The 19,766-nt window shown below is 47.8% G+C and carries 17 protein-coding genes; 5 read left to right on the top strand and 12 right to left on the bottom strand.

Annotation, left to right across the window (positions count from 1 at the left end):
* Positions 1–5: 5 nt before the first annotated feature.
* The 3 genes from L4D79_RS20665 to L4D79_RS20655 are packed head-to-tail and all read right to left on the bottom strand — an operon-like array spanning position 6 to position 4,226.
* A complete protein-coding gene (locus tag L4D79_RS20665; protein ID WP_428653874.1) occupies positions 6–1,109 on the bottom strand; it encodes a lipocalin-like domain-containing protein in 1,104 nt (367 codons plus the stop codon).
* The gene (locus L4D79_RS20660; RefSeq protein ID WP_428653872.1) at positions 1,109–3,574 is read right to left on the bottom strand and encodes an ABC transporter permease; all 2,466 of its coding nucleotides are present in this window, start codon (positions 3,572–3,574) and stop codon (positions 1,109–1,111) included. The genes L4D79_RS20665 and L4D79_RS20660 overlap by 1 nt, the downstream gene beginning before the upstream one ends.
* Complete coding sequence (locus tag L4D79_RS20655; protein ID WP_428653870.1) at positions 3,555–4,226, bottom strand: ABC transporter ATP-binding protein; 672 nt, start codon at positions 4,224–4,226, stop codon at positions 3,555–3,557. The genes L4D79_RS20660 and L4D79_RS20655 overlap by 20 nt, the downstream gene beginning before the upstream one ends.
* 285 nt (positions 4,227–4,511) lie before the next feature.
* On the opposite strand from L4D79_RS20655, the gene L4D79_RS20650 reads away from it, so the two are divergent.
* Entirely contained in the window at positions 4,512–5,975 is a 1,464-nt protein-coding gene (locus L4D79_RS20650) for a DUF2867 domain-containing protein (protein ID WP_428653868.1), read from the top strand.
* Positions 5,976–6,026: 51 nt separating this feature from the next.
* Here L4D79_RS20650 and L4D79_RS20645 read toward each other — a convergent pair whose 3' ends face one another.
* The 3 genes from L4D79_RS20645 to rsuA form a co-directional block, all read right to left on the bottom strand.
* Positions 6,027–6,677, bottom strand: a complete 651-nt coding sequence (locus tag L4D79_RS20645; RefSeq protein ID WP_428653866.1) for a DUF2913 family protein — start codon at positions 6,675–6,677, stop codon at positions 6,027–6,029.
* A gap of 9 nt (positions 6,678–6,686) precedes the next feature.
* Positions 6,687–7,877, bottom strand: coding sequence for a Bcr/CflA family multidrug efflux MFS transporter (locus tag L4D79_RS20640; protein WP_428653864.1), 1,191 nt, complete (start codon positions 7,875–7,877; stop codon positions 6,687–6,689).
* Between the two features lie 195 nt (positions 7,878–8,072).
* Positions 8,073–8,768, bottom strand: a complete 696-nt coding sequence (gene rsuA, locus L4D79_RS20635) for a 16S rRNA pseudouridine(516) synthase RsuA (RefSeq protein WP_428653862.1) — start codon at positions 8,766–8,768, stop codon at positions 8,073–8,075.
* Between the two features lie 300 nt (positions 8,769–9,068).
* On the opposite strand from rsuA, the gene L4D79_RS20630 reads away from it, so the two are divergent.
* Positions 9,069–9,563 (top strand): GNAT family N-acetyltransferase, encoded by a 495-nt coding sequence (locus L4D79_RS20630; protein WP_428653860.1) that lies wholly within the window; start codon positions 9,069–9,071, stop codon positions 9,561–9,563.
* A 114-nt stretch (positions 9,564–9,677) separates the two neighbouring features.
* Positions 9,678–11,423, top strand: coding sequence for a DNA repair helicase RadD (gene radD / locus L4D79_RS20625; protein WP_428653858.1), 1,746 nt, complete (start codon positions 9,678–9,680; stop codon positions 11,421–11,423).
* An 81-nt stretch (positions 11,424–11,504) separates the two neighbouring features.
* Here the strand turns inward: radD and L4D79_RS20620 are convergent, their stop codons facing one another.
* Positions 11,505–13,652: a TonB-dependent hemoglobin/transferrin/lactoferrin family receptor gene (locus L4D79_RS20620; protein WP_428653856.1), complete on the bottom strand. Its 2,148-nt coding sequence runs from the start codon at positions 13,650–13,652 to the stop codon at positions 11,505–11,507.
* A 362-nt stretch (positions 13,653–14,014) separates the two neighbouring features.
* On the opposite strand from L4D79_RS20620, the gene rplY reads away from it, so the two are divergent.
* On the top strand, positions 14,015–14,293 hold the full coding sequence (rplY, locus tag L4D79_RS20615; RefSeq protein ID WP_428653854.1) for a 50S ribosomal protein L25: 279 nt from the start codon (positions 14,015–14,017) through the stop codon (positions 14,291–14,293).
* Between the two features lie 66 nt (positions 14,294–14,359).
* On the opposite strand, the gene L4D79_RS20610 is transcribed toward rplY, so the two are convergent.
* The 4 genes from L4D79_RS20610 to L4D79_RS20595 all read right to left on the bottom strand — a co-directional run bounded on the left by L4D79_RS20610 (position 14,360) and on the right by L4D79_RS20595 (position 18,079).
* Positions 14,360–15,586, bottom strand: coding sequence for an ABC transporter permease (locus L4D79_RS20610; RefSeq protein ID WP_428653852.1), 1,227 nt, complete (start codon positions 15,584–15,586; stop codon positions 14,360–14,362).
* Positions 15,583–16,284 (bottom strand): ABC transporter ATP-binding protein, encoded by a 702-nt coding sequence (locus tag L4D79_RS20605; protein WP_428653850.1) that lies wholly within the window; start codon positions 16,282–16,284, stop codon positions 15,583–15,585. The genes L4D79_RS20610 and L4D79_RS20605 overlap by 4 nt, the downstream gene beginning before the upstream one ends.
* Entirely contained in the window at positions 16,284–17,690 is a 1,407-nt protein-coding gene (locus tag L4D79_RS20600) for an efflux RND transporter periplasmic adaptor subunit (RefSeq protein WP_428653848.1), read from the bottom strand. The genes L4D79_RS20605 and L4D79_RS20600 overlap by 1 nt, the downstream gene beginning before the upstream one ends.
* Before the next feature lie 134 nt (positions 17,691–17,824).
* Positions 17,825–18,079, bottom strand: a complete 255-nt coding sequence (locus L4D79_RS20595; RefSeq protein WP_428653845.1) for a DUF1289 domain-containing protein — start codon at positions 18,077–18,079, stop codon at positions 17,825–17,827.
* Between the two features lie 258 nt (positions 18,080–18,337).
* Here L4D79_RS20595 and L4D79_RS20590 point away from each other — a divergent pair, with 258 nt between their 5' ends.
* Positions 18,338–18,649 (top strand): hypothetical protein, encoded by a 312-nt coding sequence (locus tag L4D79_RS20590; protein WP_428653843.1) that lies wholly within the window; start codon positions 18,338–18,340, stop codon positions 18,647–18,649.
* Positions 18,650–18,716: 67 nt separating this feature from the next.
* Here the strand turns inward: L4D79_RS20590 and cobT are convergent, their stop codons facing one another.
* Positions 18,717–19,745, bottom strand: a complete 1,029-nt coding sequence (cobT, locus tag L4D79_RS20585; protein ID WP_428653840.1) for a nicotinate-nucleotide--dimethylbenzimidazole phosphoribosyltransferase — start codon at positions 19,743–19,745, stop codon at positions 18,717–18,719.
* Between the last annotated feature and the right edge of the window lie 21 nt (positions 19,746–19,766).

The following is a 19,766-nucleotide window of genomic DNA, read 5'->3' as shown; positions in this document are numbered from 1 at the left end:
CGGCTTCAATAGCCAGTCAGCTCCATAAATCCTTGTCCTGTGTGACTTCCTGTGACCGTTATCGGTCCTTCCCAATACGAGAAGATGAAGGGAAGCCACTGCTCCTTTCGGACCACATCCACTTTAAGTTCTATCGCCTTTGATGGCACTTTAACCTGCCACACCACGGGATATGTCTTATCCCCATAGCTTGTAAATGTCACTGGAGATAGTTGAATATCTTCCGCTGCCAATACCTCAGTATTGCCATCAGGCCAACTTAGCGAGCCAAAATAATACGGTCGAGTATCTTTTTCCCTGATCTGGTACAGCATTAACGCACTTCCATCATCGAGATGGATAGAGAACCAATCCCAGCCTACCTGATTGTCTGAAAGGCCACGACTACTCCACTCACGGTCATACCAAGCATCGCCGGAAACCTGGTAACGCTTGCCATCCAGTTCCAACCGCCCATCTATCTGCAAGAAAGGTGCGCTGAAATAGTAAGATGCAATGTCTTCTGTTGCATGCTTTCTACTATAGCCTTGCTTCCCCTGCAGTACGATGCCACCGGTTTGCTGGATAGCTAATTTACCCGCCATACCGCTATTGTCAGCGAAGGATAAAATACCGGGGAAAGGTGAGTCTGAAACAGAACGCCACTCCCAATTATCCAGCCAGGCGCGGTAAGGCTGGCCCAGTACACCAGCCTGTCCAATACCGCCACGAGCAAAACGCTCTGCTGACCATGTTTTATTTTTACTGGTCACCACCGTATGCGCCATGTATCGCTGCGGACTTTTCCAACCCCGCCCTTCTTCTGTGGACGAACGGGAACGGAACAGGGTCCACTGCAGACCAAACTCCTCTCCGTCATCTGACTTGAGGTTTGCCGTCAGGTACCACCACTCCGTTCTGAATTCTGGATGCGGTAAATGATCACGAGGAAACTGAAATTGATAACCTGGCTCAACTTGGGCAAATTGTTCACTGTCCTGCCCTGACATCATCGCGACTGAAGGGTTGCTCTTTTTCTCGGATCTGTCGTAGCTCAACATGAACAGTACGACGATCAACGTCAGTATCGAAACAACTAAATACCAACGAGGAAACTTGTTTCCCTTCATCAGAACGACTCCCTTAGTGACATAATGGCTGACTGCTTCACCAAGCGCCATACAGGCCAAGCTCCAGCCAGCAACAACACCAACAATGCCGAGCCCAAAGAAAACAGATAGTTTGTTGGGAAGTACTCGATAGGCATCGTCCAACCAAACGAATACTTAAGCACCACATCAATCAACAGCTGGGCCAATACCAGTCCCAGTGGCAGAGCAATCAAAGCCGTCAACAACCCAATAACGAGCAACTGGCCACCACCGAGCAAAGCAAGCTCGCGCCCAGTCATTCCCATACAGCGCAGCAAGGCAAACTGGCGAAGGCGCGAGGTTTCTCCCGCCACAGTGGCAAAGAACAAACCGCATACAGCCACAAACAAGGTCAGTTTGCCTAGGGTTGCCGTCACGATAAAGGTGCGATCAAAGACGTTCATCGCTTGTAGCATCAACTCGTTATTGTTCCGGATCCGCTCAGGTGGCAACCGGAAGGTCTCACCCAGTGAGCGGATCATGGTCTCGGCTTTAGAGTGCTCATCAAGATGTACCGCCAAGCTAACCTGACCTTTATGCGGCCATACGGCTTTCCAGCGTTTTTGGGACAAAATGATTTGGCCATGTGGATTACCATAATCATAGAAAACCCCAGCAACTAGCCATCGCTTATTCAGTGGCGGGGGAAGATCTAACACTTGTCCCGGCTTGATATTCTGCTTCAGCGCCATCGATTCACTCACCAAAATGGCACGTTCATGGTGGAGCTTCTGCCAGTAATTGGGGACCGCAACCTTCACGGCCAAAGCCTGTTTCTCATCGGTAGTACCACCAACACTGACCACTTGCAGGGTGCCCGCTTCGGTTGGCAACATCTTACGCCACTGCCACCAAACCTGTTTCACCTCATCTTGGTTTTCCAACCATTGCGTCATTCTCGGCGCCATATTGACCGAAGGGCGGATATAGATATCAGCAGCCAATCGCTGCTCCAACCATGTTTGGGTGGTATTCCTAAAACTCCCCACCATGGTTTCCATCCCGATATTTGATGCCAGCGCCAGCATAAACGCCATTGCGGCGACACCGCGATAGCTTAAACTGGCCGCTGCATCAGTGAAAAACCAGCGCAGGCGCGCAGAGCGAGCCGCAATCCCCAATACCCGGAACAGTTGCCACAACAGGAATGGCATTGCCAAAGCCGACGCGATCAGGATGCAAGCAATCAAAACAAAACCGGCCTTTTGGCCATGCGGCAACTGATACACTGCAATAGCAGCACCGATAAACAGACATGAGAATACGGCTTGTAGCGCAAATTCACGGCCACTGAACCTGACCAAAGACATCCGGGTCGACAGGCGCGCAGGCTGAGACTTGATCAAGCGTACCAATGGCCAGCCGCAAGCCAGTAAACAACCACCGACAGCAATCAATACCGAAGCAAGGCCCCACTCCCATTGCCAGCGAACCACGAGGCTGACATTTGCCCCGTAAAGGTCGTTGAGGCTTTGAGCCACCGACGGCAACAGCTTCTCAGCCAGTAATAAACCAAACAGATTACCGCCGACCAGCCCTACAATAATCCAGACAATCAGTTCGACACTCAGTGCCCGCACCAGTTGCCCAGACGAAACACCGGCCTGCCTCAGTAGCCCCACCAATGGCTGGCGCTGAGAAAATGACAGTGACATTGCTTGATAGAAGATAAATAGCCCGACAACAAAAGCCAGCATTCCCATTGCAAATAAGTTCAAGTGGAACGCATCGGTCAATGGCTCTAGACCCGCAGTTTCTTGTTTTTCAAGCTTCAGTGCGGCGGGCAACTGTTCTTCAAGCCGACTGAGGGTTTGGGCATCCAACTCACCACATAGAATAGAGCTCAACCCTGAACTTGGCTGCAACTGCCTAAGCAAGGACATATCGGCAATAAGCCGAGGCCCCTTTATCCGTTCTTCATTCAATACATGCAGCGGCCCGATAGTCTTACCTGACTCCAGCAATAATGTTTGGCCATCTTTAAACCCCATATAGTTGGCAAGTTGATCGCCCACCAACACAGGATACGGCGGTTGCATCAATGACAGTATTTGCTCTTGGTTGTCCGTACCCGCCATCGTGGTTCGACGGAAGCTAGAGAACAGCGCAACAGGGTCAATACCGACAAGTTCGACGCTGCGGCCATTTTCCAGCGAGATACGCTGTTCATCGAGCGGAACGCACTGATTGAATCCTTCGCGACGAAGCTGGATATAAAATCCCTGCGGAACTTTCAGTGCCGGTTGACTGTGACGAATACGATATGGAAAAGGATTAGAAAAAAGGAGCTCGCCATCACGATAACTTTCACGGGCTTGCTGATTGACCCCCATCACCCCAACTAACAAGGCAATACCTAGGGTCAACCCCAACCATACAAGGACAATTTGTAAAGGGTGACGCTTATAATGCCCCCAAAGCGCTTTAGCTACGGGGCTTGACATGCAACAGTCCTCCTTGCAGGCGAATGCAGCCATTCATGTGCGTGGCAACCTGTTTACTGTGCGTCACTAACAGCAAAGTACAATGCAGTTGCTTGGTCAGGTTGACGAGTAAGTTAATCACGGCTGCTGCATTTCGTTCGTCCAAGCTTCCGGTCGGTTCATCCGCCAATAAGATTTGCGGCTCCATGTAAAGGGCCCGGGCAATGGCTGCACGTTGTTGTTGCCCTCCCGACATTTCTTCAGGGTAGCGCCCTAACAACGGCATTAAATCCAGTGCGGCTATAATTTGCCGCCAAAGTGCAGGCTTCTCCGGTAAACCCTTCAGTTGGCGACAAAAGCGAATATTATCAGCAGTAGTCAAGGTGGGGAGTAAATTGAATTGCTGGAAGACCAACCCAATATTGTTACGACGAAAAGCGGTTCTCTCTCGTTCAGAGATATCATGTATCGGCTTATCTCCTAACCATACTTCACCTGAGTCAACGGAATCTAAGCCGGCAATAAGGTTCAAAAGCGTACTCTTACCCGAACCACTTTCACCCATCAGTGCCAGTTGCTCACCCTGCTTTAAATCCAGCTCAGCACCTTGCAAAACCGAATGATATTCATCACCATCCATGTACCCTTTGCAAAGGTCGACCAGTCGTAACATTATAATCCCCAGAGATAGGAAGTCTTTGAACTGAAATTTACAGTAAACTGATTGTTCTATAAAGCCCTTTGAGGAACATGGAGATAAAATACAACTAACACGCCACATCAAATCAACATTTCCAACAGCCTCCCTACGCGGCTCTCACAAAAAGACTCAACTTAATACCAATTACTGTTATATTTTAGTGTAAACCCTACTTACAATAAGTTGCAGGGAATCACTGTTCAGCCCACAGTAAATATCAACTCGAATCAACAACCCTGCGACACGGAGCTGTAGTTTATGGAGCAAACAATTTTAGTGGTCGGCGCATCAGGTTATATCGGAAGTCACCTTGTGCCCGAATTGGCTAGTGCTGGCTACAAAATCAAAGCCACTGGCCGCAACCTAAAATTATTAGAAAAGCGCGGGTGGCAAGAAATAGAGAACGTCAGTCTGCACCAATTAGATCTCAATGAAGCCGAAAATTTACCCGAGCTGCTTGAAGGCGTAGATAGTGTATTTTTCCTTGTTCATGGCATGAACCATGGCCATGATTTTATTGATATTGAATTACAGGCGGCGCAAAACTTCAGTAACGCCTTAAAGCATTCTTCAGTTGAGCGAGTGATCTATCTCGGCGCCCTGCAACCTGCTGACGGCGAACCCTCCGCTCACCTGCAAGCCCGAAAAGCCACGGGCGATATCCTTAGGGAAAGTGGTAAAACAATTACAGAACTACGGGCAGGCATCATTGTTGGCCCGGGTTCTGCCGCCTTCGAGGTGATGCGAGATTTTGTTTTCCACTTTCCGCTCCTCATCACCCCTAAATGGGTGTATTCGAAAAGCTCACCAATAGCACTGCGTAACCTACTGTACTATCTGCTGCAGTTACTGCATTTTATGCCAACACGCCATCAAATTATGGATGTGGCCGGGCCAGAAAACATCACTTACGCCGAACAACTAAAAACGATCGGCCGGCATATAGGGAAAAAAGCACGAATATTGTCTGTTCCCTTCCTTACGCCCAAGTTCGCTGCAAGGTGGCTACGTATAGTGACATCGGTACCGACCAATATTGCTAAGGCACTCATTGGGGGGCTCGGACATGATCTGCAGGCAAACGGCACGGCCCTACATTCCCTGATCCCCCAACATCTGCTTAGTTACGATGAAGCCGTCGAAGAAACCTTAGGGCATGAAAATGAAGTGGTCAGAAGCGATATATGGGGGTTTGATCCGGATGCCCTCGCCCGCTGGCAAGCCGGCTTTGGCTATTACCCAAAACAAGCTGGATACCGCTTGAAAACCGATGCCACCGCAGAGCAATTATGGCGGCAAGTTCAGCTAGTCGGTGGAAAAGAAGGATACTTCTATGCCAACTACTTATGGCGGATACGGGAGTGGATGGATTTCGCTATAGGCGGCGATGCCCTCAAACGCTACCGCAGGGATCCTGAACACCTGGAGTTAGGCGACAAAATCGACTCATGGAAAGTCATCAATATAGTACCGAATAAATTTTTGTCACTGCTATTTGGCATGAAGGCACCGGGCCTTGGGCGGTTGGAATTCACCATAGAAGACAAAGGTGATCACCGCGAAATCGACATCCGAGCTTGGTGGCACCCTGCAGGGTTTTCCGGCTTGCTTTACTGGTTTGCCATGATGCCTGCCCATCTTTTTATTTTCCGCGGTATGACGCATGCGCTAGTTGAACGCTGCCACGCACATGCCCAAGAGGGCAAGACCGAAACTATATAGATACAAAAACGGGAACCACTAGGGTTCCCGTTTTTCAATAATAGCAGTCGCTTACTTTTGAGTGGGTAGCTCTGGCAGGTGCGTGCCGGCATTTCGCGGGAATAGCTTATACTCACCGTGGTACTTCACAATCGATTTATAATCCGTCACTTTGTAAAGCAACAAACCTTGTGCATAAGCAACATCAATCAATACACGGACATCACCACGTACAAACAAAGACAACGGTTTCACCATCTCGCCCGCTTCATCAAAAGCAGCTGCATGCTGTGCCGAGCACACAACAAGTGAAGCCTGGCCATCTGTATGGTGAGTGACTTTACGGTTTACTTCATGTTCCGTCGTTACCAGCCAGTCTTGCTCCTCCAGCTGCTCATACAATGCTGTCAATTGAGCATCACTCAGCGTGTTGGCAATCTCACCTTCATGAGGGATCCCCTCGTAGCAAGCTTTGATCTGTTCGAACTGGCTTTTCAGTTGAGCATTTTTACCCATACTGCGCGCCTGCTTCTGCCAAGCAACCAACGTCTTGGCAACAACATGATCATAACGCTGCTGCTTGATGACCTTGGTCACCCAAGCATTGAGATACAGAGTCTCACTCACAGGGTTTTTCGGTGTCTTCCCAGCTTGCTGGGAGTCAACTAGCTCTTGCAGCCCCTGCGAAACAACCTTATAAATTTCTTGATAAAACGTAGCCATTGATAACCTTTATGCCTCTCGTGAAAGGAACCAATAAAACAAAGCTGAAAGCACAGCACAGGCCGCCATAGTTAGCGCCATCGGCCACGGCGTGTTGTTATGCATTAAAGCAACCAGTCCGCCAACAACGGTACCGGTACCAAAACGCAATGTGCCTGCCAGTGACGACGCCGTACCCGCCATATGAGGATAGCGAGCAAGCAGGCATGCCATGGTGTTACTGCCGATAATTGAGATGGTTCCGACAAATAGCATGACAGGGATCACTACCCCCCACAAGCCCAAGCCAAGCAGCTGGCCACAAACCAAGCCAAGACCGGCGATTAACTGCACAGTCAGGCCAAAACGTAGCATCCAATGCGAGCCTAACTTTTTCACCAATCGGCCATTGATACTGGTCATCAAGATCAAACACACCACATTCAGACCAAATAACAGGCCAAAGTACTGCGTACTAACGTGGTAAATATCAATGTAGATAAATGAACCAACAGTCAAGAAGGTAAACATACCAGCAAACGAGAAGCCGCTACAGAACACTAGGCCTACAGCCACTGGCGTGGTGAGCATTTTTGCATAGTTACGCAGAGTCGAACCAAGATGAAACGGCAAGCGTTTTTCCTTTGGCAACGTCTCTGGGATCTTGGTTGTTACTGCCAAACAGATAAGAATGGCAAAGAGTGCCAACACCCAAAAAATCGAGCGCCAACCAAACCATACCGCCAAATATCCCCCCAGCATTGGCGCAATCAACGGTGCGACGGTCATGACCAAGGTAATGAACGACATCATTCGGGCAAAGTCTTCACGCTCGAACATATCCCGCACCAAGGCTTGTATAATCACTGCTGCAGCCGCACCGGCAAAGCCTTGCGCCGCTCGGATCCACGTCAGTTCAATGATATCCCCAGACACGGCACAGAAAACAGCAGCGATAGCAAATAGAATCACACCGATGATTAGAATGGGTTTTCGACCATAGCTATCTGCCAGTGGGCCATGTACCAGCTGACCGACGGCAAAACCTGCGGTATAGGCAGTTAGCGTCGCTTGCACCAACCCGGGATTAACCATCAAATCTTTGGCAATGGTTGGCATCGCCGGAAGATACATATCAATGGCCAGCGGTGTCAGCGCACCAATTGCCCCTAAAATTAAAATGAGTTGAATACTTAGTTTTTGGCTGTCTGTCGCAGTCATGTGTTCTCAGTTGTGCTGGATAAAGTCAAAGACTGATATTGTACGATGAATTGGCCGTAGACACTCTTTCCTTCTGGGAAATAGTGCGTTTTCTATCATGTCATATTGCCAAAGAGGGAAAGTATGGAGAGAAATATAAAAGTGAGAGGGATCATTAGCATAATCCCTCTCATATTATTCTATTAATATGTACAGTTACTTGGTGAAAGACGCCACTTCTTCAGCCGTCAAAGCGCGGTATTCACCCGGCTCAAGATCTTCATCCAGTTCCACGCTGCCGATCTGCTCACGGTGCAAGGCTTCAACCTTATTGCCAACAGCAGCGAACATACGCTTCACCTGATGGTACTTGCCTTCAGATATCGTAATCAACGCTGCTTTTTCATCTAATATTTCAAGCTTCGCAGGGCGGGTAAGATCTTTCTCGCTGCGCAATTGCACGCCCTCGGCAAACTGCTTGATTGTCTCTTCTGGAATAGGATCTGCCGTTTCTACGTAGTATACCTTTTCGCATACATGGCGAGGAGACGTGATACGGTGTGACCACTGACCATCATCTGTTAATAACACCAAGCCTGTTGTATCGCCATCGAGGCGACCAGCAACGTGCAGTTTTTCCGGGCTCACTACATCGAGCAAGACAAAAACCGTCGGGTTATGGTCATCCACGTGAGAACAAACAAAGCCCGATGGTTTATTGAGCATGAAATATCGTGGACCATCAAAACGCAAAGAGCGGCCATCAAATTGAACGTCGCAATCATCGGTCACCTTTAGGGAACCGTTTTTAACAATTTCACCGTTCACTTCAATTTGTTTGTTTTTTAATAGCTTACCAGCTTCTTTACGGGTAATTCCAAGAGTGGTACTAAGGAACTTATCAAGCCTCATTGTTGGCTCCAGATGGTACAAAAGCGCGTATCATAGCAATTCTAACGGTGTTAGGCATTATCCTCAGCGTGTAATGGACTAAAATAGAAGCAACTGAACAACGAAACCACAAAGCACCCTGCTTAGTGAAGCAATATTTTCCCAAAAGTTCAGTGCAAAATCTCAGAACGTAACTAACCTCAAAGTCTCGAACTTTTTTCGATGTATCTGTAAGAATCAATAAACGTATTCAGGCAATAGTTACGTATAACAAGTATCATCTACGCATTGGTTATACCGACTAACTGTGAAGGTTACGATATGAATATTTCACTTGTTGCGCCAAGTATTTCATCTATGGACATGCTGCTTACTCTGGTTGAGGAGCTCTTTGAATATGAGGTACTGCCGAAAAAGAAAGAACAAACTCAGCAGGCTATCCAACACCTGATCACTAATCCCGAGCTCGGCCAAGCTTGGTTTATTGAAGTGGACAATGATGGTGAAAAACTCATTGCGGGCCATATTATTATTAGTTATAGCTTCAGCTTGGAGCATGGTGGACGAGTAGGCCTTATCGACCAGTTTTACCTCAAGCCGGAATGGCGACAGCAAGGGATCGGTACGGTTCTACTTCCGCAAATCGAAGCGCATGCGGCTTCTGCTGGGGTTCACGCCCTTTCGCTTGAAGTGAATATCGGCAACAAAGGGGCACGTAAATTCTATGAAAAACATGAATTTGTTCCGCGCCGCCAATTCTGCATGATGACCAAAATCATCACCGCAGAAGAAATGCCACTAAACATCGCCTCTTAATCTTACACCCGAATATATCATCACCCGTGGGCAGTTTACCCGCGGGTGTTTTCATTCTTGCGCCCTACCTGTACACTTACACAGTATTTTCCACTTCCGGGCTTTTCACCATTTATGTATACGCTCCGCCCATACCAGCAAGACAGTGTCAATGCGACCATTCATTACTTTAGAAAGAATACCTCACCAGCCGTACTTGCCTTACCCACAGGGGCAGGTAAAAGCTTGGTCGTGGCTGAACTTGCACGCATTGCCCGTGGACGTGTACTGGTACTTACTCATGTCAAAGAGCTGGTCGAACAAAACCATAGCAAATATGAAAGTTATGACCTCAAAGCCTCTATCTTTTCAGCAGGACTAGGAAGAAAAGAGACCGATCGCCAAGTCGTCTTCGCCTCTGTTCAATCAATGGCCAACAGCCTTGACCAATTTGCCAATGAATTCTCATTGTTGGTTATCGATGAATGCCACCGCGTGCCCGATGACGAGAACAGTGCCTACCGCCGGGTTATTTCACACGTACAGAAAATCAACCCCGGCATTAAAATCCTAGGTCTAACCGCGACCCCTTACCGCTTAGGCATGGGGTGGATTTACAAATACCACACGCGTGGACAGGTCCGTACTGAGGGAGATCGCTTCTTCAGGGACTGTATTTTCGAGCTACCGATCCGCTATTTGCTTGACGAAGGTTTCCTGACCGAACCCAAAATGATGGATATGGCCGTTATGGGCTATGACTTCTCGCAACTAAAGCCGGGCAATAACGGTCGCTACAAAGAAGCCGATCTCGACAGTGTCATTGAACAGTCAGGGCGAGCGACACCGATGATCATCGATCAGGTCATCGACTACGCTAAGGACCGCCGCGGGGTCATGATATTTGCTTCTACCGTCAACCATGCCAAAGAAATCATGGGCTATCTCGAGGGTGAAAACGCAGCTTTGGTCATTGGTGATACTCCGCTTGATGAACGGGATAGGATCATTGAGCAATTCAAGAATCGGGAAATCAAATACTTGGTCAATGTTTCGGTTTTAACAACCGGCTTTGATGCCCCGCATGTTGACCTTATCGCGATACTGCGCCCGACAGAATCAATTAGCTTATACCAGCAAATCGTTGGCCGCGGACTGCGCCTGTTCGAAGGCAAAAAAGATTGCTTGGTACTTGAGTATGCAGGTAACTGCTATGACTTATACCAGCCGGAAGTTGGCGATCCTAAGCCGAATAGTGACAGTGAAGTGATTATGGTGCCCTGCCCTGCTTGTGGTTTCAAAAACAGTTTCTGGGGCAAGCTCGATCCTGCAGGGTTTCTGATTGAACACTATGGCCGCCGCTGCCAGGGCTACTTCGAAGACGACGATACCGGCGAACGAGAAGAGTGCGGTTATCGTTTCCGTGCTAAATACTGCGAAGAATGCGGCGCTGATAATGACATCGCTGCAAGACGCTGTAATGTCTGCGATGCCGTGATGGTTGACCCAGACAAAAAACTGCGCGATGCCTTAAAGCTCAAAGATGCGATGATCATGAACTGCCACGACCTCCGTCTTGAACCGGGCAAAAACAAATACGGCAAGCCTCAGCTTAAAGTCATTTATATCAGTGACGAAGGGGCAGAAATTAGCGAAGTATGGCCACTGTCCACTAAGGTACAAAAAGAGACGTTCACCAAAAAATTCGTTAATCCGCACCTTGCCGATCGCCACCGTCCCTTTACCGATACGGCCCCGACAAAAGTCGCCAATAACGAGCACCGCTTCCGCCCGCCTGAAATTGTTATTGCCCGCAAGAGCGGACGTTTCTGGGCGATTCGCGACAAGCTGTTTGACCTCGACCAATACCAGAAACAGTAATCGACTATCCATTGCTTTCATAAAAAAAGCCGCACCACAGCTAAAAGCTGGGTGCGGCTTTGATTTGTCTATATCGATTAATTAGAACGCGTAATCCAGCGTCACGCCCCAGTTACGGCCAGGCTGTGTACGGCGATCGATACCGTCTGTAGATGCTGTAGTTCCTTCCAAATCCTGGTACTGCCAGTACTTCTCGTCAAACGCATTGAACAGACCAGCGCGAAGCGTTAGATCCTGCGTTGGGCGGTAGTAGCCAGTCAAGTCAACAACGGTGTAGCTTGGTGCTTCAAGGTTATCAGCCTCTTCCCACTCATCTTTCGCTGCAACCGCTGTTACTGTTAGCGCCGTACCCCAGTTTTCAGAAGGTGCATCGTAGCCAACACCGGCAACAGTCGTGAACGGTGCAATGGTATCAAGTGTTTCGCCTGTTTCTTTATCTTCACCATCCAAGTAAGCCATCGACAAACGAGCATATGTCCCCATTGGCGCGCCAAAGGCTTCATCTAGCCATAGGCTACCTTTGAACTCTGCACCATAGATACGTGCTTTATCGATATTCTCATTGGTGGTGACATCGATACCGTTAACTTCCTCAGTCTTTGACTTAATGAAGTTATCGTAGTCGTTGTAGAATGCCGCCAGCTCAAGTGCACCAAGACGATTGTTTGCACGCAGGCCAATTTCATAGGACTGACTTTCTTCCGGTTTCAGATTTGGGTTAGATACAATTTTGTAACCATGAGCGGCATTGTCTTTGTCGTAGTAAAGCTCATAAATTGTTGGGGAGCGGAAGCCTTCACTGTACTGGGCATACGTACTGAAATTATTATTCCAGTGATAAACAGCACCTAGTCGTGTCGTTAGGGCATCGCTGCTGTGTTCTTCAAGGCCAGACGATGAATCCGGTTTCGCCTTGTAATCGTCATAACGAAGACCTGCCGTCACAACCAACTTCTCATCCATAAGGAACATCTGGTCTTGCACGAATACAGCCCACTTCTCCTCGTCTGATTTTGGAACTTCTGTCGCACCAGGCTTGCTGGTGCCTGTATCCAAGAAGTAATCGGTATAATCCAACTCAAACGACGCATCTGAGGCTGCAAGACCGTAAGTCAACTCATGGCGACTTGTTGCCAATTGCAGCTCTTTTTGCATTTGGACATCAAGCTGTAAGCTTTCATCAGTACCAGATCGGGAGCGGTTACGGTTTCCGTAAGTATCAGTATGATCGAAGTTATTATGTTCGGTTTCACTCTTAGACCAGTTAAGCTTCCACTCCAACGAGTCAAAAGCGGCAATTCCAGCCAACCATTCATGTTCAAAGCCAAGGCGTAAACGATCGTCCTTATCGTCACCTTTAACATTGGTGTAGACAAAGCCCGGCATGAAGCCGCCACCACCGTCGTAACCTTCACGGCTCAATGTGGTAACCTTCTGATCGCGCGTGTAAAACTCACCGGTTAAACCAACACGGTGCTCTTCATTAATTTGGTAAAAAATCTTACCCAGTACATTATGCGACTCGTAGCTCAGCGGGTCTGCGGCGCCACGTTCTGGACCATTGATGTTTGCCCCGTCACCGTGGGTTTCAGTTTCATTACCATCGCGATAAGTGTAAATCACCATGGTTTCAAGGTCGCCAGTGCGGTTGGCAACTTCTACCGTTGCTTTATATTCATCACTCGCGCTGGCATAACCCGTTTTTAACCCGACATGGGTATCATCACCCGCATCTAACAAATCTTCTGGGTTCTTGGTGCGCATCAGCACAGTACCACCAAGGGCATCGCTACCATATAGTGTTGAAGTCGGGCCTTTGTTCACTTCAATCGCCGTTAGCGTATCAACTTCAAAGGTATTAGCGTTTTTACGCATTGCGTCTGCGCCTGGGTTATAAGATGCAGGCTGTTCAACCCCATCCACCAGCACTTTCACTCGGCTACCACTCATACCACGAACGGTAAAATCTTCCATGCCAAAGCGACCTTGGCCATTTACCTGTACACCCGGCTCATATTTCAGCGCCTGCTTAACATCCGTTGCTAGGTTCTGCTCGATATCCTCCGAAGACACCTTAGAGACTGACGATGGAATGTTTTTGATGCTTTGCTCTGAGCGGGTACCCGAAACAACAACTTCATCAAAAACTGAATACTCTTCTTGTGCATGTAGAGCCGGTGAAAGTGCAAGAACCACTGAACTTGCCAAAAAAGTAAGCTTGTAACTCATATTCCCTGCTTATTGATATTTTAGTTGGTAATGAAACTGGCAAGGATTATTACAAATACAAACGAGAATTACTATCATTATCATGCGTGTTTTGTGTTTTCTTTCTTTTTGCGTGGCTTTGCTCTCAAATTTCATTCGACCACGAGAAAGTATCTTGCTTCAGGCGATTAGGTATAATCAGTGCGTGACTTATCGCCGAGCAAATGCCTTCTCGAGCTAATCGCCTAATTTTTAAGTCATTGAATAAAAGGAACGCTTTTTTCCTTGAGGTATCGCAGTATCGCTGCTATTCTTCGCGCTCGTTTTTACGACATTGAGTAAGGTCGCATTACTCAGTGAATTTAATTTAAAGAGTATTTAAGATGAAATTTGAAGCAGTAGTACGTACTGACCTTGGTAAAGGTGCGAGCCGCCGCCTACGTCACGCAGGTAAATTCCCAGCAATCGTATACGGTGGCGAAGCAGCTCCTGTATCTATCGAGTTGAACCACGACGATGTGATCAACCAGATGGACAAGCCTGAGTTCTACGAAGGTCTAGTTCTAGTGATCGACGGTCAAGAAGTTGCTGTTAAGCCTCAAGACATCCAACGTCACGCGTACAAGCCAAAAGTTGAGCACATGGACTTCAAACGCGCTTAATTGCCGTTGATTCATACTCAATATTAAAAAGCGCCTTTATGGCGCTTTTTTTTATACCTGCCATATTTACTCGTGCCTTAATGCCTCAATAGGATCAAGCTGGGACGCTTTAAAAGCCGGATAGAATCCGAACCCTACCCCAATCATGGCTGTTGCGGTAATACTCACCAAAATGATCATTGGCGATACCACCATTTTCCACCCTAAGCCAAACTGAAGCGCGACAACAGCCAACAACGACAAAGCAATACCAATAAAGGCACCTAACAAACACAGCACAACACTCTCAATTAAAAACTGGGTCAAAATATGCCTGGGCTTAGCGCCAACCGCCATGCGTAGGCCAATTTCGCGAGTACGTTCCGTTACACTCACCAACATAATATTCATCACACCTATACCGCCCACCAACAGAGAGACCGCCGCCACGCCAGAGAGTAGTAAGGAGAACACCTTGTTGGCTTCAGCACGTGTCTGCAGCATGGCCGTTAAGTTCATGATGGTAAACGGACTCGGTAAATGAGATGCGACACGGTGTTTTTGCAGTAACAGGCGCTCAACTTCTTCTTCCACCATATCCATGTCTTTTTCGTTCTCGACCGATAACGTAATCCGGCTGACCCGATCGGCGCTGTTGTCACTACGGCCTATGACTCGTCGATTGGCCGTGGTCAATGGTAAAATGACGATATCATCTTGATCCTGACCTCGGATGTCCTGCCCTTTCTCTTCCAATATACCAATTATTCTCAGTGGTACCTTGTTGATACGAATGACTTCATCCAATGCATAATCAGCATGATCAAATAACTCTTTGGCAACAGTTCGCCCTATTAGGGCCACTTTAGCATTTCGACGAAGATCTTCATCGGTAAAAGATCTACCCTGCGCGACATTCCAATTGCTGGCAATCAAGTAGTCGGCATTGGTACCTTGAATTGAGGTATTCCAGTTCTGGTTGCCATACACCACCTGCGCCTGACCTTGTACATTGGCTCCCGCCGCCAGTATTTCAGGAATTTCAGCCTTAATTTGAGTAACATCAGACATAGAAAGCCGATTGGTAGCCCCTGCAGCAGACGATGCGCCACCGGTACGTATTGCGCCCGCTCTCACCATCAACAAGTTGGTACCATGACTTTCAATTTGCTTTTCAACCTCACGCTGTGCGCCTTCTCCAAGGGCAAACATGATGACGACAGCGCTAATACCAATAATAATTCCCAATGTCGTCAGGATAGAGCGCAGCAAATGCGTTCTCAGTGAAGTCAGCGCAGTAATCAAGGTCGTCATGCTATCGCCTCCAAGCAGTTTTGCTGATCCTTCACCAACTTACCGTCTTTGATATGCAGTATCCGATTAGCCTGAGCAGCGACTTCATGATCGTGGGTGATGATAACAATCGTCTGCCCTTTGCGATTAAGCGCTTTGAATAGCTCAACAATATCTTCACTGGTTTTACTATCAAGCGCTCCTGTTGGTTCATCGGCCAGTAAAATATCCGGCTGGTTTACCATTGCCCTGGCAATCGCGACTCGCTGCTGCTGACCACCCGATAACTGATTGGGGCGCGAATCAAGCTTATCCCCTAGCCCCACCAAGGTTAGGCAATGCTTGGCTCTCTCATCAGCATCACTCATCTTGTCATCTCGATACATTAACGGCATTTTGACGTTATCTAAGGCGCTGGTTCTAGATAACAAGTTAAACTGTTGGAAGACAAAACCAATATGATTCTGCCTTATCTCTGCTAGCTGATCCTTGTCCATCGTGGGTGTTGGTTGGCCCAGTATTTCGATTTCACCTTGCTCTGGTGTCATCAAGCAACCAATCACATTCATCAGCGTTGACTTACCCGAGCCAGAAGGTCCGATAATAGCGACCATCTCACCTTTATCGATTTGGAAACTAATTCGATCAAGCACCTGAAACCGCTCTTCCCCTATAGGAAAGCTATGGCTCAGATCTCGGCACACAATAGCGGTATCCATTAGCGATTATCCCTTACCTGAGTCACGATCTTCATATCAGAAATATCCGGGCTCAACACTGAAGAGTAACTATCATCACTCACCCCGAACTGGGCTTGGATCACCTCCAGCTCACCATTGTTGAGAACCAAAAGAGGGGCAACCTTAACCTCACCACTGCGGATTCTTCTTTGCAACTCACGTTGTTCATTCGTCAGTACCGAAGACAATACTTTCTGCAGCTGCTGGCGTTGCTGCCTCATTGCCGTATTCGAAGGGTTCACTTGACCTGACGGTGAGGACGGCAAAGCCTGTCTTAAAGACTGCTTTTGCTCTTCAGTCAGGTTGAGGTGCTCAAAACGAGACACAATGTCGCCTCTTACACCTTTTTGTTGCTCACTGGAAGCAAACCGGTTGGCTGCTCGTACCGCTGCATTACTCACCCTTTGCGCATTGCGGATACTATCAATAGATATATCCAAATTCGCGGTCATTCCCGGTAGCAAGCTGTTATCCGCATTGCGGGCCGACACAATAACGATATAACTGATCACACCGTTATTCGTTTGCGGTGCTTTTCGAATCTGGCTGACTTGGCCGTTGAATTGGCGCTCAGGGTAAGCATCGACAGAGAATCGAACATCTTGCTCAAGCTCAACTAGGCCAATATCGGACTCGTCAATATATGCTTCAATCTCCATTTCTGAGAGATCTTTTGCCAGAGTAAATAGTTCCGGCGTGTTATAGCTTGATGCTACAGTCTGACCAGCTTCCACGGTCCGGTTAATCACAAAACCAGAGATGGGTGCGACAATTCTCGTTCTATCAAGATCGATTTGTGCTTGCTGCAAGCTCGCTTCATTAGCGGCATGAGTCGCTTTAAGAATGGCTAGCTGGGAAATACTTTGCTTCCAATCCAGTTTGCTAATTTGTGAATTGGTTTCTATGACATCAAGCGCATCTTCAGAGATACTTTTGTTCTTGTATAACGTTCGAGATCTTGCCAGCTCCCTCACTGAACGCTGGTAATTCAATTTGGCACGTTCAATGACTAACTGCTGTGCGGCAATATCAGCGATACTTTTATCCCGCAGCGCCTGTGACTGCGCCACCTTTGCAGCAAAAGATTCAGGGTCAATTTCAGCCAGTAGCTGCCCTTCTTCGACAGGATCATTGAAATCAACGAAGATATTAATAACTTGCCCAGATAGCTGGGCACCAACAACCACATCATTAACCGCGGTCAAGGAGCCTGTCGCACTCACACGGTTACTCACATTACCGATAGTGACTTGTTCGGTGCGAAAAGTTTGTCCAGAAGTATTGTCCGATCTGAAACTGTCAGGAGAAAGGGTATAAAAAGATATCGCACCAACAGTCGCCAATGCGAGAATAGATAAGGCAATTTTGGATCGCTTGGTTTTCATCAAGAAAGGCCCCAATATTTATTATTGTATTGAAAACCTTAACAACAGTAAGTGCATAGTAGAATTGGATTTACAGTGTTTTACTCACCTATAAAAATCAGAAACAATTTGCTGATATATATAAACAGCAGCTATTAGAACAACTCCTGTTGCGGAGAAACGTCGCTATCTGATTCATTTTGACGGTCTTGCTGCGCTTTCGCCCTCATCACTCTTTGGTAGCGCTGCTTGCAAAGCCTAACCACATTTCGCTTCTGTTCATTGGTCAATTGCTGCCAATGAAATCGCTCGTCCCGACTACGAAAACAGCCTTTGCAATAACCACGGTTATTCGCCTGGCACACCCCGACACATGGGCTGGGAATAGTAAAAAAATCGAGTTGTTCCATTCCTCTCCCCCTAACAAATAACGAGTTACCTACCAATGATAATAATCCCTTCTGTCGTATATCCCAAATTAGCCAATAGATATCAATATAATTCGCGATAAACAGGGAAATTTATCACCAAAAGTGAATGACCATTCATGGCCTTGTACTTTTGTTAATAATTTTGCTAGTCTTTTAGCGTTATCAGGATCGATAGCACCGTCTCAATCGCAGTCAAATATTCTTTTCCAATGACTGCAGTTCAACCAGGAGGGAACCATGGATTTCTTTGTACCATCGGCATCTAGCCCGCAGCAAGCAGAAGCAGTATTCAACTCAATCGCTAATCACGTTTCTGCCCCCGAGCAAAACCAACGTATTTACAAGCTTGTATGGCAGCATGAAGGTGCTGAATGTGCTTGTGAAATCGGCAAGCCGCTTCCTGAAATATTCAGAACTGAAGAAACTGTACTGGCTATTTTCGAGTGTGATGAGGTGTATAAGATCTGCACCCCTAACCGTGGCGCGATCAAGTTTGATCCTATCCACGCCATGAAGTCTTCTGTATCCAATATCGAGTACTTCGGCTGATCCCGACGATCTTCTCGCTAAAACAATAGAAAAAAACCGCATGTGTATGCGGTTTTTTGTTTTCGCCCTACACCGTCACGCCGGCTTCGGCAAAACTCGCCATATTATTATAAAACTCAGCAGCGGCTCGAAGCAGTGGAACCGCTAATACCGCGCCCGTCCCTTCACCTAGCCTTAGGGAAAGATCCAGTAGGGGCTCAGCATCCAAGCACTCAAGCGCAATTTGATGGCCCGATTCATGGGATTGGTGGGCGAAAATCAAATAATCACGGCAGGCTGGGTCTAATTTTGTTGCCAGCAATGCCGCCACCGTCACGATGAAACCATCAACCAGAACCGGAGTACGATGCTTTGCAGCCGCAAGGAAGCCCCCAACCATTTGAACAATTTCATAACCGCCCAGTTCGACCAGCAGCTGTTGCGGATCACAAGAGCCACAACGTTCAACGCCTTGGCTTACCAAGCGCTTTTTCTTTTCCAGTTGCTCTGAGGACACACCAGTGCCAAGGCCAACACAACGTTCAGCGGATTCATTCGTTACTGCCGCTAGCAATGCTGATGCACTGCTGGTATTACCAATCCCCATTTCACCAAACATGATCAAGTTGCAACCTTGGTTGATCACATCTTGAACGACAGCTTGCCCCCATTCCAAACCTTGCTCCACTTGTTGTGCTGTCATGGCCGGCTCAGTCGCTAAATTCCCCGTACGCTCACCAAGGCGCTGCTTAATCAACAAGGGAGATTCGGACTCAACGGGTACCAAAATGCCGCAATCAATGATCTTTATCGCCACATCATTGGCACGGCAGAAGCAATTGACCGCAGCACCGCCAGCCAGGAAGTTAAGTACCATCTGTTGGGTAACCGCGCTCGGGGCGATACTCACCCCCTCTTCAGCAATACCGTGATCACCGGCGAACACCAATACGGTAGGCTTCTCAAGCGTTATTTTATCAACGGCTAGCGCTTTGCCTTGACTCTGGATGAGTGCCAATTGATGCGCCACTTTTTCCAACTGTCCCAACGCCCCAAGCGGTTTGGTTTTTTGATCTATACGCCCCTGGATCTCAGTGCTAAAACGGGTGTCAAACATCTACTCTATCCTTGATTTAAA

The sequence above is a fragment of the Photobacterium satsumensis genome (assembly GCF_050336935.1).
GTDB classification, from domain to species: domain Bacteria; phylum Pseudomonadota; class Gammaproteobacteria; order Enterobacterales; family Vibrionaceae; genus Photobacterium; species Photobacterium satsumensis.
Note: the sequence above shows the minus strand (reverse complement) of the source record. Positions and strands in the feature narration are given on the sequence as shown.